19 protein-coding genes and 3 pseudogenes are annotated in these 20,952 nt (G+C 73.1%); 14 read left to right on the forward strand and 8 right to left on the reverse strand.

Features of this window, described 5'->3' with window-relative positions; translation table 11 throughout:
- Positions 1-74: 74 nt before the first annotated feature.
- On the forward strand, positions 75-890 hold the full coding sequence (locus DQ392_RS18345; RefSeq protein ID WP_114016907.1) for an HAD family hydrolase: 816 nt from the start codon (positions 75-77) through the stop codon (positions 888-890).
- Positions 891-975: 85 nt separating this feature from the next.
- On the opposite strand, the gene DQ392_RS18350 is transcribed toward DQ392_RS18345, so the two are convergent.
- Complete coding sequence (locus tag DQ392_RS18350) at positions 976-2,001, reverse strand: Lrp/AsnC family transcriptional regulator (protein ID WP_114016908.1); 1,026 nt, start codon at positions 1,999-2,001, stop codon at positions 976-978.
- An 84-nt stretch (positions 2,002-2,085) separates the two neighbouring features.
- Here DQ392_RS18350 and DQ392_RS18355 point away from each other — a divergent pair, with 84 nt between their 5' ends.
- Complete coding sequence (locus tag DQ392_RS18355; protein ID WP_114016717.1) at positions 2,086-3,696, forward strand: MFS transporter; 1,611 nt, start codon at positions 2,086-2,088, stop codon at positions 3,694-3,696.
- Here DQ392_RS18355 and DQ392_RS18360 read toward each other — a convergent pair.
- A complete protein-coding gene (locus DQ392_RS18360) occupies positions 3,678-4,850 on the reverse strand; it encodes a helix-turn-helix transcriptional regulator (RefSeq protein WP_425470554.1) in 1,173 nt (390 codons plus the stop codon). The genes DQ392_RS18355 and DQ392_RS18360 overlap by 19 nt on opposite strands.
- Before the next feature lie 149 nt (positions 4,851-4,999).
- Here DQ392_RS18360 and DQ392_RS18365 point away from each other — a divergent pair, with 149 nt between their 5' ends.
- The 5 genes and pseudogenes from DQ392_RS18365 to DQ392_RS18385 all read left to right on the forward strand — a co-directional run bounded on the left by DQ392_RS18365 (position 5,000) and on the right by DQ392_RS18385 (position 9,830).
- Entirely contained in the window at positions 5,000-5,677 is a 678-nt protein-coding gene (locus DQ392_RS18365; protein ID WP_114016718.1) for a TIGR03086 family metal-binding protein, read from the forward strand.
- A gap of 243 nt (positions 5,678-5,920) precedes the next feature.
- A complete protein-coding gene (locus DQ392_RS18370) occupies positions 5,921-6,748 on the forward strand; it encodes a hypothetical protein (protein WP_114016719.1) in 828 nt (275 codons plus the stop codon).
- A gap of 156 nt (positions 6,749-6,904) precedes the next feature.
- Positions 6,905-7,531 (forward strand): gamma subclass chorismate mutase AroQ, encoded by a 627-nt coding sequence (gene aroQ, locus DQ392_RS18375; protein WP_245981635.1) that lies wholly within the window; start codon positions 6,905-6,907, stop codon positions 7,529-7,531.
- Positions 7,532-7,670: 139 nt separating this feature from the next.
- Complete coding sequence (locus DQ392_RS18380; RefSeq protein ID WP_114016720.1) at positions 7,671-8,381, forward strand: FadR/GntR family transcriptional regulator; 711 nt, start codon at positions 7,671-7,673, stop codon at positions 8,379-8,381.
- A gap of 80 nt (positions 8,382-8,461) precedes the next feature.
- Positions 8,462-9,830 (forward strand): annotated as a pseudogene (locus tag DQ392_RS18385) (CynX/NimT family MFS transporter).
- 170 nt (positions 9,831-10,000) lie between these two features.
- Here the strand turns inward: DQ392_RS18385 and DQ392_RS18390 are convergent.
- From DQ392_RS18390 to DQ392_RS18405, 4 genes are read right to left on the reverse strand one after another with little or no spacing between them, the layout of a single operon-like run.
- Positions 10,001-10,723, reverse strand: a complete 723-nt coding sequence (locus tag DQ392_RS18390; RefSeq protein ID WP_114016721.1) for an ABC transporter permease — start codon at positions 10,721-10,723, stop codon at positions 10,001-10,003.
- Positions 10,724-10,745: 22 nt separating this feature from the next.
- Positions 10,746-11,696, reverse strand: a complete 951-nt coding sequence (locus DQ392_RS18395) for an ABC transporter ATP-binding protein (RefSeq protein WP_114016722.1) — start codon at positions 11,694-11,696, stop codon at positions 10,746-10,748.
- A complete protein-coding gene (locus DQ392_RS18400; RefSeq protein WP_114016723.1) occupies positions 11,693-12,670 on the reverse strand; it encodes an ABC transporter permease subunit in 978 nt (325 codons plus the stop codon). Before DQ392_RS18400 ends, DQ392_RS18395 begins: the two co-directional genes overlap by 4 nt.
- A complete protein-coding gene (locus DQ392_RS18405; protein ID WP_114016724.1) occupies positions 12,660-13,616 on the reverse strand; it encodes an ABC transporter ATP-binding protein in 957 nt (318 codons plus the stop codon). The genes DQ392_RS18400 and DQ392_RS18405 overlap by 11 nt, the downstream gene beginning before the upstream one ends.
- Before the next feature lie 283 nt (positions 13,617-13,899).
- Between DQ392_RS18405 and DQ392_RS18410 the strand changes: the two genes are divergently transcribed.
- From DQ392_RS18410 to DQ392_RS18420, 3 genes and pseudogenes are all read left to right on the forward strand, one after another.
- Positions 13,900-14,604, forward strand: coding sequence for a M24 family metallopeptidase (locus DQ392_RS18410; protein ID WP_114016725.1), 705 nt, complete (start codon positions 13,900-13,902; stop codon positions 14,602-14,604).
- A pseudogene (locus DQ392_RS18415) lies at positions 14,601-16,436 on the forward strand (SDR family oxidoreductase). The gene DQ392_RS18410 and the pseudogene DQ392_RS18415 overlap by 4 nt, the downstream one beginning before the upstream one ends.
- A 37-nt stretch (positions 16,437-16,473) precedes the next feature.
- Entirely contained in the window at positions 16,474-17,679 is a 1,206-nt protein-coding gene (locus tag DQ392_RS18420; protein ID WP_114016726.1) for a MerR family transcriptional regulator, read from the forward strand.
- Positions 17,680-17,769: 90 nt separating this feature from the next.
- Here DQ392_RS18420 and DQ392_RS35315 read toward each other — a convergent pair whose 3' ends face one another.
- Complete coding sequence (locus DQ392_RS35315) at positions 17,770-18,108, reverse strand: IclR family transcriptional regulator domain-containing protein (RefSeq protein ID WP_245981637.1); 339 nt, start codon at positions 18,106-18,108, stop codon at positions 17,770-17,772.
- Between DQ392_RS35315 and DQ392_RS35320 the strand changes: the two are divergent.
- Both DQ392_RS35320 and DQ392_RS18430 read left to right on the forward strand, forming a co-directional pair.
- Positions 18,023-18,319: pseudogene (locus DQ392_RS35320) on the forward strand (NAD(P)-dependent oxidoreductase); the annotation flags it as partial. The gene DQ392_RS35315 and the pseudogene DQ392_RS35320 sit on opposite strands and share 86 nt — an antisense overlap.
- Before the next feature lie 103 nt (positions 18,320-18,422).
- Positions 18,423-19,328, forward strand: a complete 906-nt coding sequence (locus DQ392_RS18430) for an LLM class flavin-dependent oxidoreductase (RefSeq protein ID WP_114016727.1) — start codon at positions 18,423-18,425, stop codon at positions 19,326-19,328.
- Between the two features lie 154 nt (positions 19,329-19,482).
- Here the strand turns inward: DQ392_RS18430 and DQ392_RS18435 are convergent, their stop codons facing one another.
- The gene (locus DQ392_RS18435; RefSeq protein WP_114016728.1) at positions 19,483-19,941 is read right to left on the reverse strand and encodes a Fur family transcriptional regulator; all 459 of its coding nucleotides are present in this window, start codon (positions 19,939-19,941) and stop codon (positions 19,483-19,485) included.
- A gap of 139 nt (positions 19,942-20,080) precedes the next feature.
- Between DQ392_RS18435 and DQ392_RS18440 the strand changes: the two genes are divergently transcribed.
- Together DQ392_RS18440 and DQ392_RS18445 are read left to right on the forward strand one after the other, a co-directional pair.
- Positions 20,081-20,290, forward strand: a complete 210-nt coding sequence (locus tag DQ392_RS18440; RefSeq protein ID WP_114016729.1) for a DUF2180 family protein — start codon at positions 20,081-20,083, stop codon at positions 20,288-20,290.
- A 100-nt stretch (positions 20,291-20,390) separates the two neighbouring features.
- Positions 20,391-20,936 (forward strand): hypothetical protein, encoded by a 546-nt coding sequence (locus tag DQ392_RS18445; protein ID WP_245981639.1) that lies wholly within the window; start codon positions 20,391-20,393, stop codon positions 20,934-20,936.
- The last annotated feature ends 16 nt before the right edge of the window (positions 20,937-20,952 follow it).

Consider the following 20,952-nt stretch of genomic DNA (forward strand, 5'->3'; position numbering starts at 1 on the left):
ACGCCGAGGCCACAGACGCCGCCGCGGGCGCCAGCGCCGCGGGAACCCACACCGCGGAAGCCGCGGACGCGCCCATGCCCTCGGCTCCGTTTCCCTACCGGCTGATCGCCACCGACCTCGACGGCACGCTCCTGCGCTCCGACGACACCATCTCCGCGCGCACCCGGGCCGCGCTGGACGCCGCCGCCGGGCGGGGCGCGGCCCACATCGTGGTGACCGGGCGCGCCGTGCCGTGGACGAAGCGGATACTGACCGACCTGGACTACCGGGGCCTGGCGGTGTGCGCGCAGGGCTCGCAGGTCTACGACGCGGGCGCGGGCAAGCTGCTGACCTCCGTCACGCTCGACCGCCGAGTCGGCCGGCACGCCCTCGACCTGCTGGAGAAAGAGGTCGGCGCCGTCGCGGTGGCCGCCTCCTGCGACGGTCTCGACGGCCAGGTGCTGGCCGGGCCCGGCTACCGCGTGCACGACGGGCCGCTGCCCTACGTCCCCATCCAGGACCGGGAGGCGATCTGGCAGCAGCCGCTCAACAAGCTCTACATCCAGCACGACCAGCTCGACGACGACGGGCTGGCCAAGGCGGCGCGCGCCGCCGTCGGCGATTTGGTGGGCGTGGTGATGGCCGGCGCGGGCATCGTGGAGCTGCTGCCGCTGGGGCTCAGCAAGGCCAAGGGGCTGGCGCTGGCGGCCCGCCGCCTGAAGATCCGTGCGGCCGAGACCATCGCCTTCGGTGACATGCCCAACGATCTTCCGATGTTCGCCTGGGCCGGACACGGTGTCGCCATGGCCAACGCCCACGAGGAGTTGCTGGCCGTCGCCGACGAGGTGACCGCGGCCAACGACGAGGACGGTATCGCCGTCGTCCTGGAACGGCTGCTGTCCCGCCCGTAACGGCTGCTGTCCCGCCCGTACGAACCGGACGCGCCCCCTGGATCCGTGCTCTGTCCGCCCCGGAGGGGGCCCGCCAGACCGGACTCTATCCGCCCCGGAGGGGGCCCCACCAGAACGGTCCGGGGCCCTTGAGGCTGCGGACCATCGGGTACGTCTCCAGGCCGCTCACCCCGGGCAGCCGGGCAAGCGGCCCTGTCAGATAGGCGTACAGGGCCGCCGAGTTCTTGCACACGACCGTCAGGAACAGGTTCGCGGCGCCCGTGGTGGCGCACGCGAACGCCACCTGCGGGTGCGCGGCCACCGCCTGCCCGACGGCGTGCAGCCGGGCGGGCGGTACGGACAGCCAGATGGTGGCCCGCAGCCCGTGGTCGAACAGGTAGGGACCGTAGTCGAGGTCGAAGTAGAGCACCCCGCTCGCCCGCAGCTCCGCCATGCGGCGCCGCACGGTGGACGGCGACCAGCCCGTCGCGGCGGCCAGCTCCGGCACGGGCGCGCGGCCGTCGCGCGCGAGGCAGGCGAGGAGCTTGCGGTCGTCGGCGGTCAGCCTGACGGGCTCGTCGGGCAGCCGGGCCGGGGGCGGGGAGAGCGCCGCCACCTGCTGCGACGAGAGGGTCCCCGACTTGAGGATCAGCCCCTCCGCGCCCCCGAAGAACTGGTGCAGCTGGCAGTAGGCCCTGACGCCCAGCACGCGCGGGGTGCGCGGCAGCTCGCGCAACAGCAGCGCCTCGCCGCCGCCCTCCCTCGCCCAGTCACCGCTGGACCGCGCCACCGCGCTGACCTCGGTGCCGCCCGCCATCAGCCCCACCCACGAGGTGTCCGTCCGGCGCGCGAGCGCCTCGGCGAGCGGCACGGCCGCATCGGGCGTGGTCGAGACCCGCACCATCCAGACGGTCTCCCCCAGCGCCGCGGGTTCCGTCAGGCCCAGGACGCGCATGGTGCGCCCGCCGCGCAGCTTCGCCCAGCGGCGGGCGATCGTCTGGTCCGAGACGCCCAGGACCTCGGCGATCCGGGAGAACGACACCCGCCCGTCGAGCTGTAGGGCGTGTCCGAGCTGCCGGTCGAGATCGTCCAGCGGCGGAGGCGTACGGGCGGCAGCCGTGTCGGTTTGCACCACACAAACGGTAGTGGATGTCGGAATCCGCCGCCTGACGCCCACTGGCTCGGCCCGGCAGCCGGTTTCTCCGAGCCTGGCGGCATGACGAAAAGAACCGGAAGCGGCCCGGGCTGGTGGCCGCTCGTCGCCCTGTCGCTGGGCGCCTTCATGCTGCTGATCGACGTGACGATCGTGAACACGGCGCTGCCGAGGATGGCGACGGCGCTGGACGCCTCGTTCACCTCCCTGCAATGGGTGGTGGACGTCTACGCGGTCGCGCTGGCCGCGCTGCTGCTGGCCGCCGGCTCGCTGGCCGACCTGCACGGCAGGCGGCGGGTGTTCACCGCAGGCCTGGTGATCTTCGCGCTCGCCTCGCTGGCCTGCGGGCTCGCCCCCGACGCCGGCCGGCTGATCGCGGCGCGCGCCGTCCAGGGCGTCGGAGCCGCGGCGGTCTTCGCGGCGAACGCCCCTCTGATCACCGCCACCTACCACGGGCGGGCACGGGGTATCGCGTTCGGTGTGTGGGGCGCGGTCAACGGCGCCGCCGCAGGGTGCGGACTCGCGCTCGGCGGCGTGCTGACCGAGTACGTCGGCTGGCGCGCGATCTTCTTCGTCAACGTACCCCTGACGGCGCTGGCTCTGTGGATCACCTACCGCACGGTGCCCGCCTCCCGTCCCCCGCGGGGCGCGGGGGCGCGCGTGGACTGGGCGGGCGCCGCGCTGTTCACCGTGAGCGTGGGCACGCTGACGTACGGGCTGGTGCGCGGCGGCGACGCGGGCTGGAGCGACCGGCTGACGGTGGCCTCACTGGTCGTCGCCGGGCTCGCCGCCGTGGGATTCGCGCTGGTGGAGCGCGCGCTGGGTGCCGCGGGGGCGCGCCGGAGCCGGGCCGCGGCGCCGCTGCTGGATCTGTCGCTGCTGCGGAACCGGTCGTTCACCGTGCTGATGGGGGCGGCGCTGCTGACCCAGGCCGCCGCGTTCGCGCACTTCGTCTACAGCGCGCTGTGGGCCCAGTCGGTGCTGGGCATGAGCCCGCTGGGCGCGGGTCTCGCCCTGCTGCCGATGTCGGGGGTCTCCTTCCTCGTCGCCGCTGTGTTCGGCGGGCGGCTTCAGCGGATGCGCCCGCAATACCCGCTGGGGGTCGGCGTGCTCGTGATCGGCGTCGGCGTGCTGGCGCAGACGCTGGTGGCGCCCGGCTCGTCCTGGACGGCGCTGCTGCCCGGGTGCCTGCTCATCGGGGTCGGCGTCGGTCTCGCGCTCACCGTGCTGATCGCCGCCGCGCTCAGCGCCGTACCGCCCGAGCGGGCGGGGCTGGCGAGCGGCGCCGTGAACACCTTCCGGCAGTTGGGCTACGCGCTGGGGGTCGCCGTGCTCGGCACTCTGTTCGCGACCCGGATACGCGAGGTGCTGACCGGTCTGGGGGTGCCGCGTGCGGCCGCCGAGGCCGCGGGGAGTGGCCGTGCCCAGGAGGCGGGGGTGCCGATGGGGCTCGTCCGGGAGGCGTTCGCGGCCGGGCTCGACCGCGTGTTCGTGGTGTGCGGCGTCGCGGCACTCGCCGCGGGGGTCGCGGTGCTGCTCTTCGTCCGGGGGCGCGCGGCGACGGCGCACGCGCCGGATCGGGGTCCGGGGCCGGAGGCGGCCCCGGAATCTGCGCGGGGTTCGGGGGCGGCTCCCGAGCGCGCACGGGAGGAGGCTCATTCGGCGACGCCGTAGTCCCCGGCTGCGCCGTCGTCCGCGGAGGCGCGGTGGCCGCCGCCGCGCCGGGCCTCGTCATACGCGGCGGCGCCACGGCCCCCGCCCGGGGGGTCGTCGTTCGTGGCGGCGTGACCCCCGCTCGGGTCGACGTTCGTGGTGGTGTCGTGGGGGTGCGCGGTGTCGTCTCCGTCGGTGTACAGCCGCGTCACCTCCTGCGCCCGGCGGGCCAGTTCCGCGCGGGCCTCGGGTGGGTCGAGGACCTCCAGCCAGGGGCCGAACTGGAGGAGCTGGCTGACGGCGGCCAGGACGGGAAAGGCGAGGCGGACGGTCACCCACTCGTCGTCCCCCTCGGCGGCGGGATCCGCGGAGGCCCCGGGCGGTTCCGGGACGGCGACCAGCACGGGGCCGACGATGCGGGCGAACATGTCGAAGCGGGGTCTGTGCACCCGTGCCGTCACGCGCACCGGCATGGGCCGCTCCTCCACGCGGCGGCGCAGCGGCTGCCAGACGTCTGCGAGTTCGACGCCGGGCCTGCGCCGCACGGGCTCTGGGAGCACTTTCGCGGAGGCCATCCGGTCCACACGGAAGAGCGCGGGGGCGCGCCGCCGGTCCGCGACCAGGTACCAGACGCCCGCCTTGCTGACGAGGCCGTAGGGGTCGACGGTGTAGGTGCGCAGCTCCCGCTCGCCTCCGTGCCGGTAGCGGATGCGCAGCCTGCGGTCGGCGAAGACGGCGTCGTGCAGCGCGTCGAGTTCGATGTCCGCGCGGGGCCCGCTCAGCCACCTGTCGGGGTCCACCAGGATGCGGCGGCTGGTCAGTTCGGCCGCCGGACGGTGCGGTGCGGGGAGCGCCGCCATCACTTTGCGGAGCGCGGAGACCAGCGCGCTGTCGAGTCCGAGGGCCGCGTGCGCGTCCTGCGCGGCGAGGACGAACAGGGCGCGGGCCTCGTCACCGGTCAGACCGGTGACGTCCGTGCGATACCCCGGCAGCAGCCGGATGCCGCCGTGCCGCCCCCGTTCGGCATACACCGGCACCCCGGCGGCCGAGAGCGCCTCCACGTCGCGGTAGATGGTGCGCGCGGAGACCTCCAGCTCCGCTGCCAGCTGGTCGGCCGGCACACGGCCACGCGTCTGGAGGAGCAGCAGGACGGACAGCAGGCGGTCGGATTTCACGTCCCCACAGTGCCGCAGAAAATGTTGACGGTCGATGGCGAGTTTTGACGGCAGACTCCTTCCCGGTCCCGCGCCGCGGAGCATCGCACACCGGCTGCGTCCCAGCTCCCGCGTGGCCTCCCTTCGATCCGACCGAGGAGCTCATCCCCGTGAACAGCACACCGCAGACGCCCGACCCCCGCCCCGTGTACGCCGCAGCCGCCGAGCAGCTGTTCCAGCTGATCTCGACCGTCCGGCCCGGCCATCTGGACCTCCCCACCCCCTGCGACGCGTACGACGTACGCGCGCTGCTGGGACACGTCGTCTCCGGTGCGCGGCGGATCGCCACCGTTCCGGGGGGCGGCGACGGCGTCGGAGAGGAAGTCCCCGAGTGGATCGGCGAGGTGCCCGCAGAACGCTGGGCAAAGCTCTACGACGAGGGCCGGGCCCGGGTGAACGCCGCCTGGTCGAACGACGCGGTCATGGACGCGGTCGTGACCGTCCCCTGGGGCAGCATGCCGGGCCGCATCGCCATGGCCGGCTCGGTGATGGAGACCGTCACGCACACCTGGGACCTGGCCCGCGCGCTGGAGCGGGACGACACGCTGGACGAGGGTCCGGCCCACTTCGCCCTGGCGGCCGCTCGGCGGGCGCTGCCGGCCGAGGGCCGTGAGGGAGCCCCGTTCGGTGAGGCGCGGCAGGTGCCCGAGGACGCCGGCGTGTACGTGCGACTCGCGGCGTGGCTGGGCCGGGACCCGGAGTGGAGGATTCCCTCTGTGGAGGGCCGGCCGGGAGGCGTGAGGGGACGGGCCGGGAGGAATTCGAGCGAAAATCCTCCCATCGCGTAACCGTACGAAAGACGCCTCGTTGGGCAGGATGCGCGGAGGCGACTGGAGCAGTAGGCGACGAAAGTGCGTGAAGTGGTGGTGGCCGGCTGAGGCGCAGCCCACAGGGCCCCTTGCCGGTAGTGCGGTACGTGGGAAGACATGAGCTGATCTCCGCTCCTGGTTCCTGGATACGGACACCTGCCGACCCCCAGGCGATCGGGGTCTTCCGGACATGTCCGCAACCAAGACCCGAGGGGGTCACCCATGTACACCGATTCCGTCCTCCTGGAGTCGCGCAGCGCGCGCTTCGGGCTCGCGCACAAGGTCGAAGTCCTCGACAAAGTGAAGGCACTGGCGTTTTCCACAGGCAGTGCACAGGCCACCACCCGGGATGTGGCCAACTACTTCGAAGTGCCTCCGAAAACTGTGGAAAAACTCGCCGAGCGGCACCGCGAAGAGCTCACACACAACGGGATGACCGTGCTCCGGGGCTCTGACCTGGAAGAATTTGTGACCGACAAGTTGTCGGTCACAAAACTCGAAGGGCCGAGTTATCCACAGCGCGTGCGGAGCCTGACCGTCTTCGACCGCCGCGCCGTCCTCACCGTGGCGATGCTGCTGCGGGACAGCGTCATCGCGCAGCGGGTCCGCACCTACCTTCTCGATGCCGAGGAGAGCGCCCGTACCGACACCGTCCACCCCGGCGTGGAAGCGGTGCGGCGGGCGACGGAGGAGCTGCGTCAGACGGTCCGCACACTGGCGGCGGGGTACGGCTCGCTCGACCGCAGGGTCACCCGCCTGGAGACCTCCGGGACCGAGCTGGGCACCGTCCTGCGGGAGCTGGGCCCCGTGCTCGGACGGATGTCCGCGCGGGTCGACCGGGTGGACCACCGGCTGGCGGAGACCGACCGGCGCACCGAGCGCACCGAGCAGGTGGTGTGCGCGATGAGTCAGCGCCTCGCCGACATGGGCGAGGAGATGCGCGAGATGCGCCAGGACCTGCGCTCGGTGATGCGGGCCATCGACGCGAGGCCCGTACCGCCACAGCTGCTGCTGCCCCGGCAGACCCCGCCCCGCCCGCGCGAGCAGTGACAGGCGTGACACGCCAGGCAACGTGACAGGCGGAGCAATGTGACACGCACGGCGCCCCCGGCTCGCGGCCCGCAACCGCCGGGGGCGCCGTCCCGTTTGACACAGCGCCCCGGACACACGGAAGCCACCGGCCCGCATCGCTCAAGGAGCTCACCCATGCGCACACGGAAACGCCGGACGGCTGTAGCCGCTGCCGCCGCCCTGGCGACGGCGGCCCTGATGTGCGCTCCGGCCTCGGGGGCGGCGCCCGGACACACGGCGCAGGCGGTCCGGACGCCGCCTCCGCCGTCGGTCCGCGGCGGGGCGCTCACCGCCGTCGCGAAGGTGTCCGCCGACCGGCTGGCGCTGGCGGACCTGGTGGCAGCGGCGAAGTACGGCACGGGTGAGCCGATCAGCGATCCGGCGCGCGAGCGCGCGGTGCTGGACGACGTGGCCGAGCGGTCCGCGGCCAGCGGGGTGGACCGGCGCCTGGCCACGGCCGTCTTCCGCGATCAGATCGAGGCGAGCAAGGACGTCCAGCGGGGACTGTTCAACCGGTGGGCCCGGTATCCGTCCGAGCGCCCGGCGCGGCGGCCGGAGCTGGCCGGGGAGGTGCGTCCGCGGCTCGACCGGATCACCGTCCGGCTGCTGGACGGGCTCGCCGCCGCCGGGCGGCCGCGGAACCGGCCCTCGTGTGCGCCGCGGCTCATGGCCGGCGCGGTCCGCGAGGCGGGGGAGCGCCGTTTCGACGCGCTGCACGCCCGGGGCCTGCTCAGGGCGCTGCCCTCCGTCTGCGAGGCGTGAGGGGAGTCTCCTCGCCCAGGTGTTCGGACCCGCGCGAGGCGGTTGTAGGATGACTGGGCAACCGGGCGAATCGCGTGAGGCTCTCGCGGAAGTCCGGTTGCCCAGACATCCGGATCGCGGAACCGACAGGAGCCAGGGCATGGCGTTGCGTGCCGCCGGACGGCAGTCGCTCGTCGACACGGTCGTCGGTGAGCTGCGGGCGCAGCTGACCGCGGGTGAGTGGGCGGTGGGTGAGCGCATCCCGACGGAACACGCGCTGGCCGAGCAGCTCCAGGTCGGCCGCAACACCGTGCGGGAGGCGGTGCGCGTCCTGGTGCACTCCGGGATGCTGCGCTCACGGCAGGGCGAGGGCACGTTCGTCGTGGCCACGGCCGACCCGGGCGAGATCGTCCGCGGGGTGCAGCGCGCCGACGTACGCGACGTGCTGGAGCTGCGCATCGCGCTGGAGGCCGAGGGCGCCCGGCTGGCCGCCCTGCGGCATCAGCCGTCCGATCTGGAGCGGATGCGGGCCTCGCTGGCCGCGCAGGCGGCCTTCCGGGACAGCCGGGGGCAGCCGGCGGACGGCCAGTACGAGCTGTACGCGGAACACGACATCGAGTTCCACGTCGCCGTCGTGGACGCGGCGCACAACGCCGCGCTGAGCGCGACGTACGCCTGGTTCAGCAGTTCGGTACGGGACGCGCTGGTCGCCTCGTTGCACGACCGGCACATGCCCCGCATCCACGAGACCGACCACCACGACCTCGTCGACGCCATCGCGACCGGCGACCCCGAGGTCGCGGAGCGGGCCGCCAGGGAGCTGCTCGCCAAGCCGAAGCAGGCCGTCGACACGCTCCTCGGCGCGGAGTGAATGTCCACTCCCCTTTCGGCGTGAGGGTGCGCCTGCCGGCGTCCCCCGCGCGCCACCGTTCGTCAGAAAGGCACCACCGCATGTCCCCGTCCCCCAGGGAAGGACTCACACCCACCGCGGAAGGGCTCACCACCGAGGAGCTCCTTTCGGCCGAACTGATCGACGCGGAGGAGGACCTGGCACCGGCGCCACCGGTGGCGGCGGCCCGCAGGCGGCTGCGTGCGCATCCGCTGCTGCTGTTCGTCGGTATCGTCCTGGCGTCGCTCAACATGCGCGCCGCGCTCGCGGGGGTCTCTCCCGTGCTGAGCGAGATCAGCGACGACTTCCACATGACCTCGACGGTCAGCAGCCTGGTCACCACCATTCCGCTGATCTTCATGGGCGTGGTCTCGCCGCTGGCGCCGAAGCTGGCGCGGCGCTGGGGCACCGAGACGGTGCTCCTCGGCGCCCTCGTGCTGCTCGCGGGCGGCATAGTGCTGCGGATCGCGCCGGCGGGCGTCGCGCTGTTCGGCGGGTGCGCGGTGGTCGGTTCCGGGATCGCGCTGCTGAACGTGCTGATGCCGGGCCTGATCAAGAGGGACTTCCCCGAGAAGGCCGCCGGCATGACGGCGCTGTACTCGACGGCGATGATCCTGGGCGCGACCGTCTCGGCGGCCGCCGCCGTTCCGCTGGAGCACGCGCTGGGCGGCTGGCGCGGTTCGCTGGTCTCCTGGGCGCTGCTGGCGGCGATCGCGGCGTGCGCGTGGCTGCCGCAGGCCGTCCTCGCGCGGCGCGGTACCCCCCACGGTGAGGCCGCGGCCGTGCCGGCGAGGCGGTCGGGGCCGTCGGGTTCCGCGGCGCCGGCCCCGGTCGCCACGGACGGGCCGAAGCTGACCCGCTCGCCGCTGGCCTGGCAGATCACCCTCTTCATGGGCTCCCAGTCGCTGATCGCCTACGTGACGATCGCCTGGCTGCCGACGCTCTTCACCGACCACGGTATGAGCAAGGCGAGCGCGGGCCTGGTCTTCGCGTTCAGCACGCTGGTGCAGATGGGCGGCTCTTTCGTGGTGCCGACGCTGGCCGGGCGGATGCGCGGGCAGCGTCTGCTGTGCGCCGTGGTGGCGCTTGTTCATGGCACTGGGCATCGCCGGTCTGCTGATCGCGCCGGTGGGCGGCGCCTGGGTGTGGGCGACGCTGCTGGGCCTCGGCCAGGGCGGTGCGCTCGGTCTCGCCCTGACGCTGATGGTGCTGCGCTCCGGCGACGCGCACACCGCCGCACGGCTGTCGGGCATGGCGCAGACGTGGGGCTATCTGCTGGCTGCCGCGGGTCCGCTCGTGCTCGGCGCCGTGCACCAGATGACGGGCGGTTGGACGGTCCCGGTCGTGCTGCTGCTGTGCGTGTGCGGTGCGCTCGTGCTGCTCGGCCTCGGTGCGGGCCGCGACCGCAGGATCGGCGCCTCGGCGGGCTGAGCCACCGACCTGTCGGAAACACCACCGGCCTGTCGGGAACAGGCGAGCCACCGGCCTGTCAGAAGTGGGCGGGTGGGAGCGGAAATCGCGCTCCCACCCGCCGTTTTTTCACCGTACTGGAACGCCGGGTACTCCCCCTCGGACACTCTGTCGCCCAGCAGCCCCCTCGCTCACTCCTCGCCCGCCAGCGTCAGGGTGCGCAGCTTCTGCCCGGCGAAGAGGGTGCCGCCCACGGTGACCACGACGAGGAGCACCACCGCCGTCGGCAGTCCGACGGCGGAGCTGATGTCGGCTCCGCTGCCCGCGACCTTCTCGGCCAGCGCCAGTGCCCACTGCTGCACGCTGAGCGTCTTGGCACCGCCCACGAGGCTGCCGATGAGCGCCTCCCAGATGAGCGCGTACGCAAGGCCGATCACCACGGCGTGCCTGCTGACCGTTCCCAGCAGCAGGAACAGCGCGCTGTAGGCGACCGAGGCGACCACGGCGGCGAGCGCGTAGGCGACGGCGATCTGCTGGCTGTTGCCGTTGAGCACGAAGCCGGCGACCAGCACGGGGACGGCGGAGAACACCGCGGTCACACCGGAGGCGACGAGAAACTTGGTGAGGATGACGGAGGGGCGCGGTACCGGCTTGGACAGCAGGTAGACGACAGAACCGTCGTCGATCTCGGGGCCGATGGCGCCTGTTCCGGCGATCACGCCGACCAGTGGCACCAGGGTGGCGAGGGCGAAATCGCCCAGAAGTTGGCTGGCGACCGCGTCGTCCGCGCCGTTCATGGCGCGGACGGCGGCGGACACCACGAGCAGCAGGGCCGGCAGCGCGCACAGGATGAGGGCGCGGCGGCGGCCCAGGAGCGCGCGGTAGGTGAGCCGCGCGACCGTCGGGTTGAACATCAGGTCAGCTCCTTTCCGCCGCTCAGGCCGCGACGAGGTACGAGAAGACGCTCTCCAGGGACTCGTCGGAGGGCGAGACGGTGTAGAGCCGGATTCCGTGCTCCCTCGCGACGCGCGGGAGCAGGGTGGTGAAGCGCGTGAAGTCGACGGCCTGGATGCGCAGTGCGTCCTCTGTCCTGTCCAGTTCGATGCCTGCCGTGGAGGCGTCCGCGATGAGCGCCGCGGCGAGCCGCCTGTCGTCGCTGGAGCGCACCAGGTAGCGGTGTGGACGGTCGGTCATCAGGCGGCGGATCTTGCGGAAGTCGCCGCTGGCCGCGTGCCGTCCGGCGACGATGACCTCGATGTGGGAGGCGAGCTGTTCGACCTCCTCCAGGATGTGCGAGGAGAACAGCACGGTGCGCCCCTCGTCGCCCATCCGGCGCAGCAGCTCCATCAGCTGCATGCGCTGGCGCGGGTCCATCCCGTTGAACGGCTCGTCCAGCAGCAGCACGGAGGGGTGGTGCACCAGGGCGGAGGCCATCTTCACGCGCTGCCGCATGCCCTTGGAGTAGGTGGAGATGCGGCGTTCTTGCGCGTACTCCATCTCGACGGTGGCCAGCGCCTCGGCGGCGGCCGCACGGGGGTCGGGCAGGCCGTGGAGTTCGGCGTTGGCCAGCACGAACTCGTGCCCCGTCAGAAAGTCGTACATTCCCTCCCGTTCGGGCACCAGGCCGATGTGCCGGTAGGAGTCCTCGTTGCGCCAGATCGGTGTGGCCGCGTTGCGGCTGCCGTCCGGCCCTGGGGTGGGCTCCAGGGTGACGCTGCCGTTGGAGGGGGCGAGGAATCCGCCCATCATGTGGATGAGCGTGGACTTCCCCGCGCCGTTGGGGCCGAGCAGTCCTGTGACACCGGGGCTGATGTCCATGGTGATGTCGTTGACCGCGACGACGTTGCCGAACCAGCGGGAGACGCGGTCGATGTGGATCTCGGTCACAGTCCGGCCTTTCGGTAGCGGCGCTGCAAGAGGGCGTAGAAGCAGACCAGGAGCGCGGCGAGGACGACGAGGTAGACGGCGCCCTGCGCGCCGGTGAGGTCCTGCCCGCCGGGGAACTGGGAGGAGCCGCCGAGGAACGTGGACTGGATGCCGTCCAGCAGCGTGCCGGGCGAGGCGACACCGAGCCAGCCGACGGCCTCCTTGCTGTCGGAGGTCCAGGCGATCCCCTGGAGCGCGGTGATGAGGAAGAACGGCACCGTGACGGCGACGATGATCGCCGCGATGCCGAAGCCGCGGCGCGGGGTCAGGGCCGCGATCCATGCGGCGATCGCGGCGTGCAGCAGCGCGAACAGCGCGCAGAAGACGAGGCCCTGGGCCGCCGCCCCGCTCTGCTCGGCGAAGCCGAGTTTCGCCAGCAGCGCTCCGGCGTACATGATCAACACAGGCGCTGCGGTGAAGACGAAGAGCGCCGCGGACAGTGCCGCGAACTTGGCCACCACGTAGTCGCCGCGTTCCATCGGCCGCGAGAAGTACAGCGGTGTCGTCTTGAACCGCAGGTCGAGGGAGAACGCCTGGGGCGCGGCGGCGGCGAGGTAGATGCCGATGAGCGGCTGCATCATCAGCACGTACTCGGAGTAGCCGACCGGCAGGTCGTCGCTCTTGGCCACGACGCTGACGGCGACGACGATCGCGGCCGGCACGCTCACCGCGGCGAACAGCAGCATCGGCAGAACCTTCGACTTCGCCGAGCGTCCCAGCCCGTAGGCGCCGCGCAGCGTCTGGCTGAACAGCGCGCGCCGCGCGTAGGAGCGGCCGAGACGGGGGCCCTCGTAGCCGCGGTAGCCGATGTTGTGGATGACGTCCTGGCCGCGCCCTGGCCTGCTGCCGCCGCCCGCGGGGGCGGAGCCCGCGCTGCCGGGGGGTGCGGGGGCGTGGGCCGGTGTGGCGTGTGCGGGGGTGCGGTCAGGCGACATCGCCGGCGCTCCTTTCCGTGAAGACCTCGGAGATCTGGTGCCTGCGCTGTTCCATGCGGACCAGCCCGAGGCCGAGGTGGGCCGCGGTGTCCCGCACGGTGTCGTAGACCGACTCGTCGGCGAGGTCGAGGGTGACCAGGTGGCCGGCGCCGGGCGCCAGGGCGCCGGCGGGACCCGGCTCGTGCGGGGCGCATCCCGCCTGCCGCAGCGCCTCGCGCAGCGCCGCGGTGCCGTCCGGGTGCGCGTCGGTGTCGGTGACCTCGACGGCGAGGACGGCGGTGCGCTGGGTGAAGTCGGCGGTGGAGGAGGAGCGCAGCAGCTTGCCGCCGTCGATGACGACGATGTGGTCGCTGGTGCGCTCCAACTCGCCCAGCAGGTGCGAGGTGACCAGCACGGAGATGCCGAAGTCGGTGTGCACGCGGCGGATGAGGCCGAGCATCTCGTCACGGCCGACGGGGTCGAGGCCGTTGGTGGGCTCGTCCAGGAGGACGAGGCGCGGGTCGTGGACGAGGGCTTGGGCGAGCTTGACCCGCTGCTTCATGCCCGTCGAGTACCCGCCCATGGGGCGGTAGCGCTCCTCGTACAGGCCGACGTGGCGCAGCGTGTCCGCGGTGCGCTCGCGGGCCGCCGTCGTGGGCAGCCCCGACATCCGCGCCATGTGGACGACGAACTCGGTAGCGGACACGTCCGGTGGCAGGCAGTCGTGCTCGGGCATGTAGCCGACGCGCTCCCGGATCGCGCCGCCCTGGGTGGCCACGTCCATGCCGAGCACGGAGGCCGTGCCCTGGGTGGCGGGGGCCAGCCCGAGCAGAATCTTGATCAGGGTGGACTTTCCGGCCCCGTTGGCGCCGACCAGGCCGGTGACCCCCGGCTCGACGCCGACGGTCAGCCGGTCCAGTGCGGTCACCCTGGGGTACCGCTTGCTGAGGCTTTCGATCGCGATCACAGTCACCCTTCGACGGTACGAACGGCTCGTCGCGTCCGCGTCAGACGCGGTGTCGGTTTCCCGGCCGCCGCCCGTACTTCTCAGGTGCGTGGGGCCGTACGCCTCAGGTCGGAGAGGCCCGTAGGGGCACTGCACCAAGGTCATGGTCCGGGCTCCGGTCAGGACCGAGCGCGAAGTTATCCACAGGCTGGGAGGCAGCCTTGACCACGCCATGGGCCGATGTCACATTCGTCGGTGTCAACGTGCTCTCGCCGGTGGGCCCGGCACGGACGAAAGGGTGGCGATGCGCCCGGCAACGAGCGAAGACGCCGCAGCTGACCTGCGGGGATATCGAAAAGTGCAGCAACTCGCCTACGCCTGCGCGGAGTCGGTGGCCGCCAGGCTGAAGCCGGGGATGACCGAGCGGGAAGCGGCGCGGATGCCGCGCGAGTGGCCGCGCGAGCGCGGCGGCCGGACCGCGGAGGCCGGCTACTCCGGCTGCCTGGGCCCCCACCCCGTGCACGAGCGGCTGACGGCGGACCTGCGCGCGCACCGCGAGCTGATCCTGGCCCGGGTGCGCGAGCGCCGCCCGCTGCGGGAGATCTCCGCCGAGGTGGACCGGCTCATGCGCACCCAGGGCTACGCAGGACGGCACCGCGCCCACCCGTTCGGCGTGCGCGCGCACCGGGTGGCCCGCGCCCCGCACCGCGGCCGGCCCCCCGCGGTCCGCGGCCGCGGCACCGGCGCCCTCAAGGGGCGGGCCCGGGGCGTCTTACGCGGACACGGGGACGGCCGGCTGCCGCGGTGGAGCCCGTCCCGCCGCGCCGACCACCCGCCGCGGACGGGGCTGTGGGAGGTCGAAGCCCGTCTGGGGTTCCGGGGCACGGGCGCGAAGTTCGAGGAGATCCTGGTGGTGACCGACTCCCGGGATCCGCAGGAGAGCGCGTTCTGGCTGGAGGACGATCTGCCGCATGTGCGGCGCTGGCAGGAGGAGGCACAGGCGGTATGAACGGCGGAAAGCGCAACCTGTGGGGCGGCGGCGGGCGCGCCCCGCGCCCAGAAACGGCCCGGCAGCGGGGCGGCCTGCTGGAGGGGGCGCGGGAGCGCCGCGTGGCCACCGGAGGGATCGAGCTGTGCGTCGCCGAGCTGGGGGACGCACAGCAGCCGACGGTGATGCTGGTGCACGGCTACCCGGACAGCAAGGAGGTCTGGTCGAAGGTGGCCGGGCTCCTCGCGGACCGCTTCCACGTGGTGCTCTACGACGTGCGGGGCCACGGCCGCTCGACGGCGCCCGTGCCGCTGCGCGGCGGCTTCACGCTGGAGAAGCTCACCGACGACTTCCTCGCGGTCGCGGACGCCGTCAGCCCCGACGCGCCGGTCCACCTGGTGGGGCACGACTGGGGCTCGGTGCAGGCATGGGAGTTCGCCACGGTGCGTAGGACGGAGGGCAGGATCGCCTCCTTCACCTCGATCTCGGGACCGTCCCTTGACCACTTCGGCCACTGGATCAAGCGGCGGATGACCCGGCCCACCCCGCGCGGTGCCGCCCACCTGCTCGGCCAGAGCGCCAAGTCCTGGTATGTGTACGCGCTGCACACACCGGTCCTTCCCGAGCTGGCCTGGCGGGGCCCGCTGGGCAAGCGCTGGCCGCGCCTTCTGGAGCTGACCGAAAAGGTGCCGGGGGACGGCTACCCCACGGCCTCCCTCCCGCAGGACGCGGCGCACGGCGCCTGGCTGTACCGCGACAACGTGCGCGCCCGGATGCGCCGCCCGCGCACCGACGCCTACGCCCACGTCCCGGTGCAGCTCATCACCCCGACCGGTGACGCCTTCCTCAGCGAGCACCTCTACGACGACCTGGACCGGTGGGCGCCGCAGCTCACCCGCCGCACCCTGCCGGCCAAGCACTGAGTCCCGCGCACCCGGCCCGACCAACTCGCCGCCTGGATCAGCGGATTCGTCAACCGGAACGAGTCGCCTGTGCCCACCGCGCAGCCCTCGCCCGCAGGAGCGCACGCCGACCGGTTCGCGGGGCAGCTCGTCCTGGTCACCGGCGCGGGCAGCGGCATCGGGAGGGCGACGGCCTTCTCGTTCGCCGAGGCGGGCGCCCGCGTGGTCGCCGTGGACCGCGACGCGCGCAGCGCGGCCCGCACGGCCGAGCTGGCCCGCCTGGCGGGGGCACCCGAGGCGTGGGCCGAGGAGGTCGACGTCGCGGACGAGGAGGCGATGGAGAAGCTGGCCACGAAGGTCGCCACCGAGTACGGCACCGTGGACGTGCTGGTCAACAACGCGGGCATCGGCGTGGCCGGCGCCTTCCTCGACACCACCACGCAGGAGTGGAAGCGGACGCTGGATGTGAACCTGTGGGGCGTCCTGCACGGCTGCCGGCTCTTCGGACGGCAGATGGCGCAGCGGGGCCAGGGCGGCCACATCGTCAACCTCGCCTCCGCCGCCGCCTACCAGCCCTCCCGCGCCCTGCCCGCGTACTGCACCTCCAAGGCGGCCGTGCTCATGCTCAGCGAGTGCCTGCGCGCCGAGCTGGCCGGGCAGGACATCGGCGTGACGGCCGTCTGCCCCGGTTTCGTCAACACCAACATCGCCCGCACCGCACGGTTCGCGGGGATGGACGAGAAGGAGCTGCGGCGCTTCCGTGACCGCACCTCGCGGCTGTACGGGTTGCGGAACTACCCGCCGGAGAAGGTCGCCGAGGCCGTCCTGCGCGCGGTCGTCGGCAACCGCGCCGTGGTGCCGGTGACGCCCGAGGCCCGGGGGATACGGCTGCTCTCCCGCCTCGCACCGCGCGCCCTGCGCGGCATAGCCCGCCTCCAGCCCCCGGCCTGACCTGCCAGGTTCCCGCAGCGATGAAGGAGTGAGCGCCATGGCTCCGTCCCCCCACCCGCCGGCACCCGAGCTGCCGGCCCCCGCACAGCCGCCGCCTGCCGTCCCGGACGCCGCGGTGGAGTACCGCATCGAGGATCTGGCGCACCGCAGTGGTGCCACGGTGCGCACGATCCGGGCCTACCAGGACAAGGGCCTGCTGCCCAGACCGGAGCGGCGAGGCCGGGCCAACGTGTACGGCGCCTCTCACCTGGCGCGGCTGCGTCAGATCGTCGGCCTGCTGGAGCGTGGCTACACCCTGGCCTCGATAAAGGAGCTGCTCCGGGCCTGGGACGAGGGCCGGGGCCTCGGCGGGGTGCTCGGACTGGTGGCGGAGGTGGACGGGCCGTGGACGAGCGAGCAGTCGGGCCACATCTCGCGCACGGAGCTGGCGGAGTTGTTCGGCGGCGAGCAGGAGGAGACGGCGGTCGCCGAGTCGGCTGTCGCCGAGGCGGTGGCGCTCGGGGTGCTGGAGCCGCTGCCCGGCGGCCAGGAGGGCTTCCGGGTACCGAGCCCACGGGAGCTGGCGGTGGCGGCGGAGCTGCACAGGGCGGGGGTGCCGCTGCCTGCCATCACCGGGCAGCTACGGGAGCTGCGCGGTCAGGTCGAGCACATAGCCACCCGCTTCCTGGACTTCACCGAGGAGCACGTCTTCGTCCGCTACGCCGGTGTGCGCCTGTGCGAGGCGGACGCCTCGGAGGCCGCCGCTCTGGTGCGCAGGCTGCGACCGCTGGCCCAGCAGACCATGGAGGCGGAGCTGGCACGGGCCATGCAGAAGCTGGCAGCCCGCAACCTGCGCGCGCACCTGCGTTCGGCGGCCCAGGTCGCGGTCGCCGCCGCGGGCGAGGACGAGGACGGATCCGGCACGGCGACGGCGGGGGAAGGAGCCGGCACGGCCATGGCGGGGGAAGAACCCGTTCCGCACTCGCCAGGGCGCTCCCCACAGGGCTCCCCCGCACAGGACTCCTCCCCGCGGGGCTCCACCCCACAAGGCTCCTGCTCCTCCTCGCGGGACTCCCCGTTGCCCGGTGCCCCGCGGTCGGAGGCGGTGTCACTGCCCGGGAAGACGGTGTCGCTGCCTGCGGAGACGGTGGAGGCGGTGCGGGCGCTGGTCGGCGAGGCCCGCATCCCGGAGTTCGTCGCTGCGGCGGCGGAACGGGAGGTGAGATCCCGGCGGATGGACGCGATGGTGACCGAGGCACGGTGAAGACGCGGAGCGGTGAAGAAGCGGAGCGGTGGAGTCGCGGCGCGGTCAAGGCAAGACGCGGCGCGGCGCGGTCGAGGCAAGGCGCGGGCCTCAGGCGTGCATGCGAGCGCCCACGTCCTCCACGCAGTCGCGCAGGGCGGGCAGGTGCGAGCGCAGCTCCTCGGTGCTGGTGAGGACCACGGTCGCCCCCAGAGAGACGGCGAGGGAGGGCGTTCCCGAGGCACGGGGGACGGTGACAGCTACGGAGCGGACGCCGATCTCGTTCTCCTCGTCCACCTCGGCCCAGCCCTGTTCGCGCACCCGGTGGAGTTCCTCGCGCAGGAGCCCGGGATCGTTACGGGTTCGGGGGGTGACGGACGCGAGGGGGGTGGCGGCTCTCCCGGACGGCGCCCTCGTGGTGAACGTGGGACGGGGCCGGACGCTGGACACCGGCGCGCTCCTCGCCGAGGCGCGCGCGGGGAGGCTGCGGGCCGCGCTGGATGTGACGGACCCGGAACCGCTGCCCGCCGAGCACCCGTTGCGGCAGGCGCCTGACGTGCTGATCACACCGCACGTCGCGGGCGGTTCCGCGAGTTTCAGGCCGCGGGCCGAGCGGCTGGTCGTGGAACAGATACGTCGCTGGGGCGCGGGCGGCGAACTGCTCAACCCGGTACCCCGGCCGAGGACGGAGACCGGCCAAGAGGCAAGGGGAGGCGGGCCACGGGTCTCGCTCCGGGCCCCGGCGGCCCCGTACGCTCCCAGGTGTGAGTTTGCGTCTGAGCACCGTGATTCTGCCCGTGCGCCGCTGGCAGGAGGGCGGGCGCGGCCAGTGGGAGCGCGCCGAGGAACTGGGCTTCCACACCGCGTACACCTACGACCACCTCTCGTGGCGGGTGCCCTTCAGGGACGGCCCCTGGTTCGGCGCGCTGCCCACCCTGACCGCCGCCGCGACGGTGACAGGGCGGATGCGGCTCGGCACACTGGTGACCTCGCCCAACTTCCGCCACCCCGTCACGCTCGCCAAGGAGTTGCTCTCCCTCGACGACATCTCCGAGGGGCGCGTCACGCTGGGCATCGGCGCCGGCGGCAGCGGTTTCGACGCGACCGTGCTGGGCCGTCGGGCGTGGACGGCGCGGGAGCGGGCGGACCGTTTCGCGGAGTTCGTTCCGCTCCTCGACCGGCTGCTCACCGAGGACGCGGTGACGTACGAGGGCACCTACTACTCCGCCGACGAGGCACGCGGTATCCCCGGGTGCGTCCAGCGGCCCCGGCTTCCGTTCGCGGTGGCCGCGACGGGGCCGCGCGGGTTGCGGCTCGCGGCGCGGCACGGGCAGGCGTGGGTGACGACGGGTGACCCGCGGCTGTCCGCGACGGGAACGCCGGAGCAGTCGCGTGCGGCGCTTCGCGGGCAGCTCGCGGGGCTCGGCCGGGCGTGTGCCGAGGTCGGCCGAGAGGTGGCGGAGGTGGACAAGGTGCTGCTCACCGGGTTCACGCCGGAGGGAGCCGGCCTGCTGGAGTCCGTCGACGCGTTCGTCGACTTCGCGGGCCGACACGCCGAGCTGGGCTTCACCGAGTTGGTCGTGCACGCCCCGATCCCGGACTCGGTCTTCGCCGCCGACGAGGCCGTGTTCGAGAAGGTCGCCACGGAGGCCGCCGCCCAACTGGCATGACCGACGCCGGCCGCCGGCGTAACCGGCACCGACCACCGACCACCGACGTAATCGGCACCGGCCACCGACCACCGGCCACCGGCCACCGGCCACCGGCGTAATCGGCACCGACCACCGGCGTGCTCAGCACCGCCCGATCCTCCGCCGGGGCGCATCAGTGGCGGGGTGGGCGTTGCGCGCTGGCGGGCCGGCAGTCGGCGCACAGGCCCCACCAGGTGATCTCGGCTTCGTCGACGCTGAACCCCGCGTCGTCGCCCGGTTCGAGGCAGGGGGCCCGGCCGACGCTGCAATCGACGTCCTTGATGCGGCCGCAGCTCCGGCAGACGAGGTGGTGGTGGTTGTCGCCGACGCGCAGTTCGTACCGGGCGGGTGAGCCGGCCGGTTCGATGCAGCGGATCAGCTCGGCCCGCGACAGGTCCTCCAGCACGTTGTAGAGCCCCTGGCGCGAGAGACACCGGGAGGCACCTTCCCCGTCGTCCGCGGACTGGATGCGGTGCTCCAGCTCGGCGGCGGTGGAGTGCGCGTGCCCGTGCAGGGCGGTCAGGACGGCGCGGCGCTGTGCGGTGCTGCGCAGCCCCCTGGCCTTGAGCAGCTCGCCCACCGGCTGATCCATGGCAGTCACGCCCCTTCTTGATTCCATCCAGTCTAGCCACGCCGCCCCCGTCCCCGTCAGCCGCGACGCGGGGGCACAGGTCGACCCGGCCTTCAAGTAAAATTGACCTAGTCAAAACTGGCCAGCTACTCTCGCATCCATGAAGTGCTACGACTGCGACGTGACCGGCATCGAGGAAACGGTCGCCATCGGTGTCTGCCGCCGCTGCGGTCTCGTGGTGTGCGCGGACCACGGACGGGTCACCCAGGTCCTCGTCCACCGGGCCAACGGCGTGGGCAAGGCGACCAGCGACCGGCCCGCCCGGCGCGTGCTGTGCAGCCCCTGCCACGGCGCGGAACGCCCCCACTGACCCCCGCGCCCTCGTGGCGCCCTCGCCTCTCCCTCCCTGCCCGCTTCGAGTGTCGAGTGTCGCCGCCCTCGCGGAGTGGTCGGCGGGCATGCTCGGTGGTATGGACCGCACGCCTCCCCCGCCACCCGACGGCCACCGGACGCCGCCACCGCCTCACCGGCCCCACCAGCCCCCGCTCCCCAGCACGGAGGCGGCGGTGGGGGTGCTGTCGGCGCTCGCGGAGCGCCGGGGTCTGCAGGTGACGGTCGAGCACGCGATCGGCGCGGACGAGTCGTCGCGGCGTACGGCGGCCGGGGCGTTCGCCGTGACCGACGAGGACGGTTCCCTGCCGCACGAGGCGCTGCTGGAGATCCCGGCGACCGACGGTCCTGACGGCACGCCGCGCACGCCGAGGATCGCCGTGCAACTCTTCGAGGAGGGTGACGCACACATCACCCTCGACGGCGTCACCTTCCACGACCTGCCCCGCGAGTCCACCCCCGCCTTCCTGGAGGCGGTCTTCGACGGGCGGGCCCATCTGCGTACGACGTGGTATCCGCCGTTCTGCCGGCTCGTGGTGACGCTGGACGGCGAGCTCTCGTACAAGGAAGTCGTTCCCCTGGCGTACGGCGGGCTCTCCCGGTGGCTGAACAGCCTCCGTTCCTGAAGCCGCGTCCGAGAAG

This window comes from Streptomyces reniochalinae, from assembly GCF_003323735.1.
Lineage (GTDB): Bacteria > Actinomycetota > Actinomycetes > Streptomycetales > Streptomycetaceae > Streptomyces > Streptomyces reniochalinae.

What these genes read in the sequence shown, in the direction of transcription:
- DQ392_RS18400 (WP_114016723.1), bottom strand. Translation starts at nt 12,670, where the DNA reads ATGTCGCCTGACCGCACCCCCGCACACGCCACACCGGCCCACGCCCCC.
- DQ392_RS18435 (WP_114016728.1), bottom strand. Translation starts at nt 19,941, where the DNA reads ATGGATCAGCCGGTGGGCGAGCTGCTCAAGGCCAGGGGGCTGCGCAGC.
- DQ392_RS18445 (WP_245981639.1), top strand. Translation starts at nt 20,391, where the DNA reads ATGGACCGCACGCCTCCCCCGCCACCCGACGGCCACCGGACGCCGCCA.
- DQ392_RS18440 (WP_114016729.1), top strand. Translation starts at nt 20,081, where the DNA reads ATGAAGTGCTACGACTGCGACGTGACCGGCATCGAGGAAACGGTCGCC.
- aroQ (WP_245981635.1), top strand. Translation starts at nt 6,905, where the DNA reads ATGCGCACACGGAAACGCCGGACGGCTGTAGCCGCTGCCGCCGCCCTG.
- DQ392_RS18390 (WP_114016721.1), bottom strand. Translation starts at nt 10,723, where the DNA reads ATGTTCAACCCGACGGTCGCGCGGCTCACCTACCGCGCGCTCCTGGGC.
- DQ392_RS18380 (WP_114016720.1), top strand. Translation starts at nt 7,671, where the DNA reads ATGGCGTTGCGTGCCGCCGGACGGCAGTCGCTCGTCGACACGGTCGTC.
- DQ392_RS18420 (WP_114016726.1), top strand. Translation starts at nt 16,474, where the DNA reads ATGGCTCCGTCCCCCCACCCGCCGGCACCCGAGCTGCCGGCCCCCGCA.
- DQ392_RS18370 (WP_114016719.1), top strand. Translation starts at nt 5,921, where the DNA reads ATGTACACCGATTCCGTCCTCCTGGAGTCGCGCAGCGCGCGCTTCGGG.
- DQ392_RS18410 (WP_114016725.1), top strand. Translation starts at nt 13,900, where the DNA reads ATGCGCCCGGCAACGAGCGAAGACGCCGCAGCTGACCTGCGGGGATAT.
- DQ392_RS18355 (WP_114016717.1), top strand. Translation starts at nt 2,086, where the DNA reads ATGACGAAAAGAACCGGAAGCGGCCCGGGCTGGTGGCCGCTCGTCGCC.
- DQ392_RS18345 (WP_114016907.1), top strand. Translation starts at nt 75, where the DNA reads ATGCCCTCGGCTCCGTTTCCCTACCGGCTGATCGCCACCGACCTCGAC.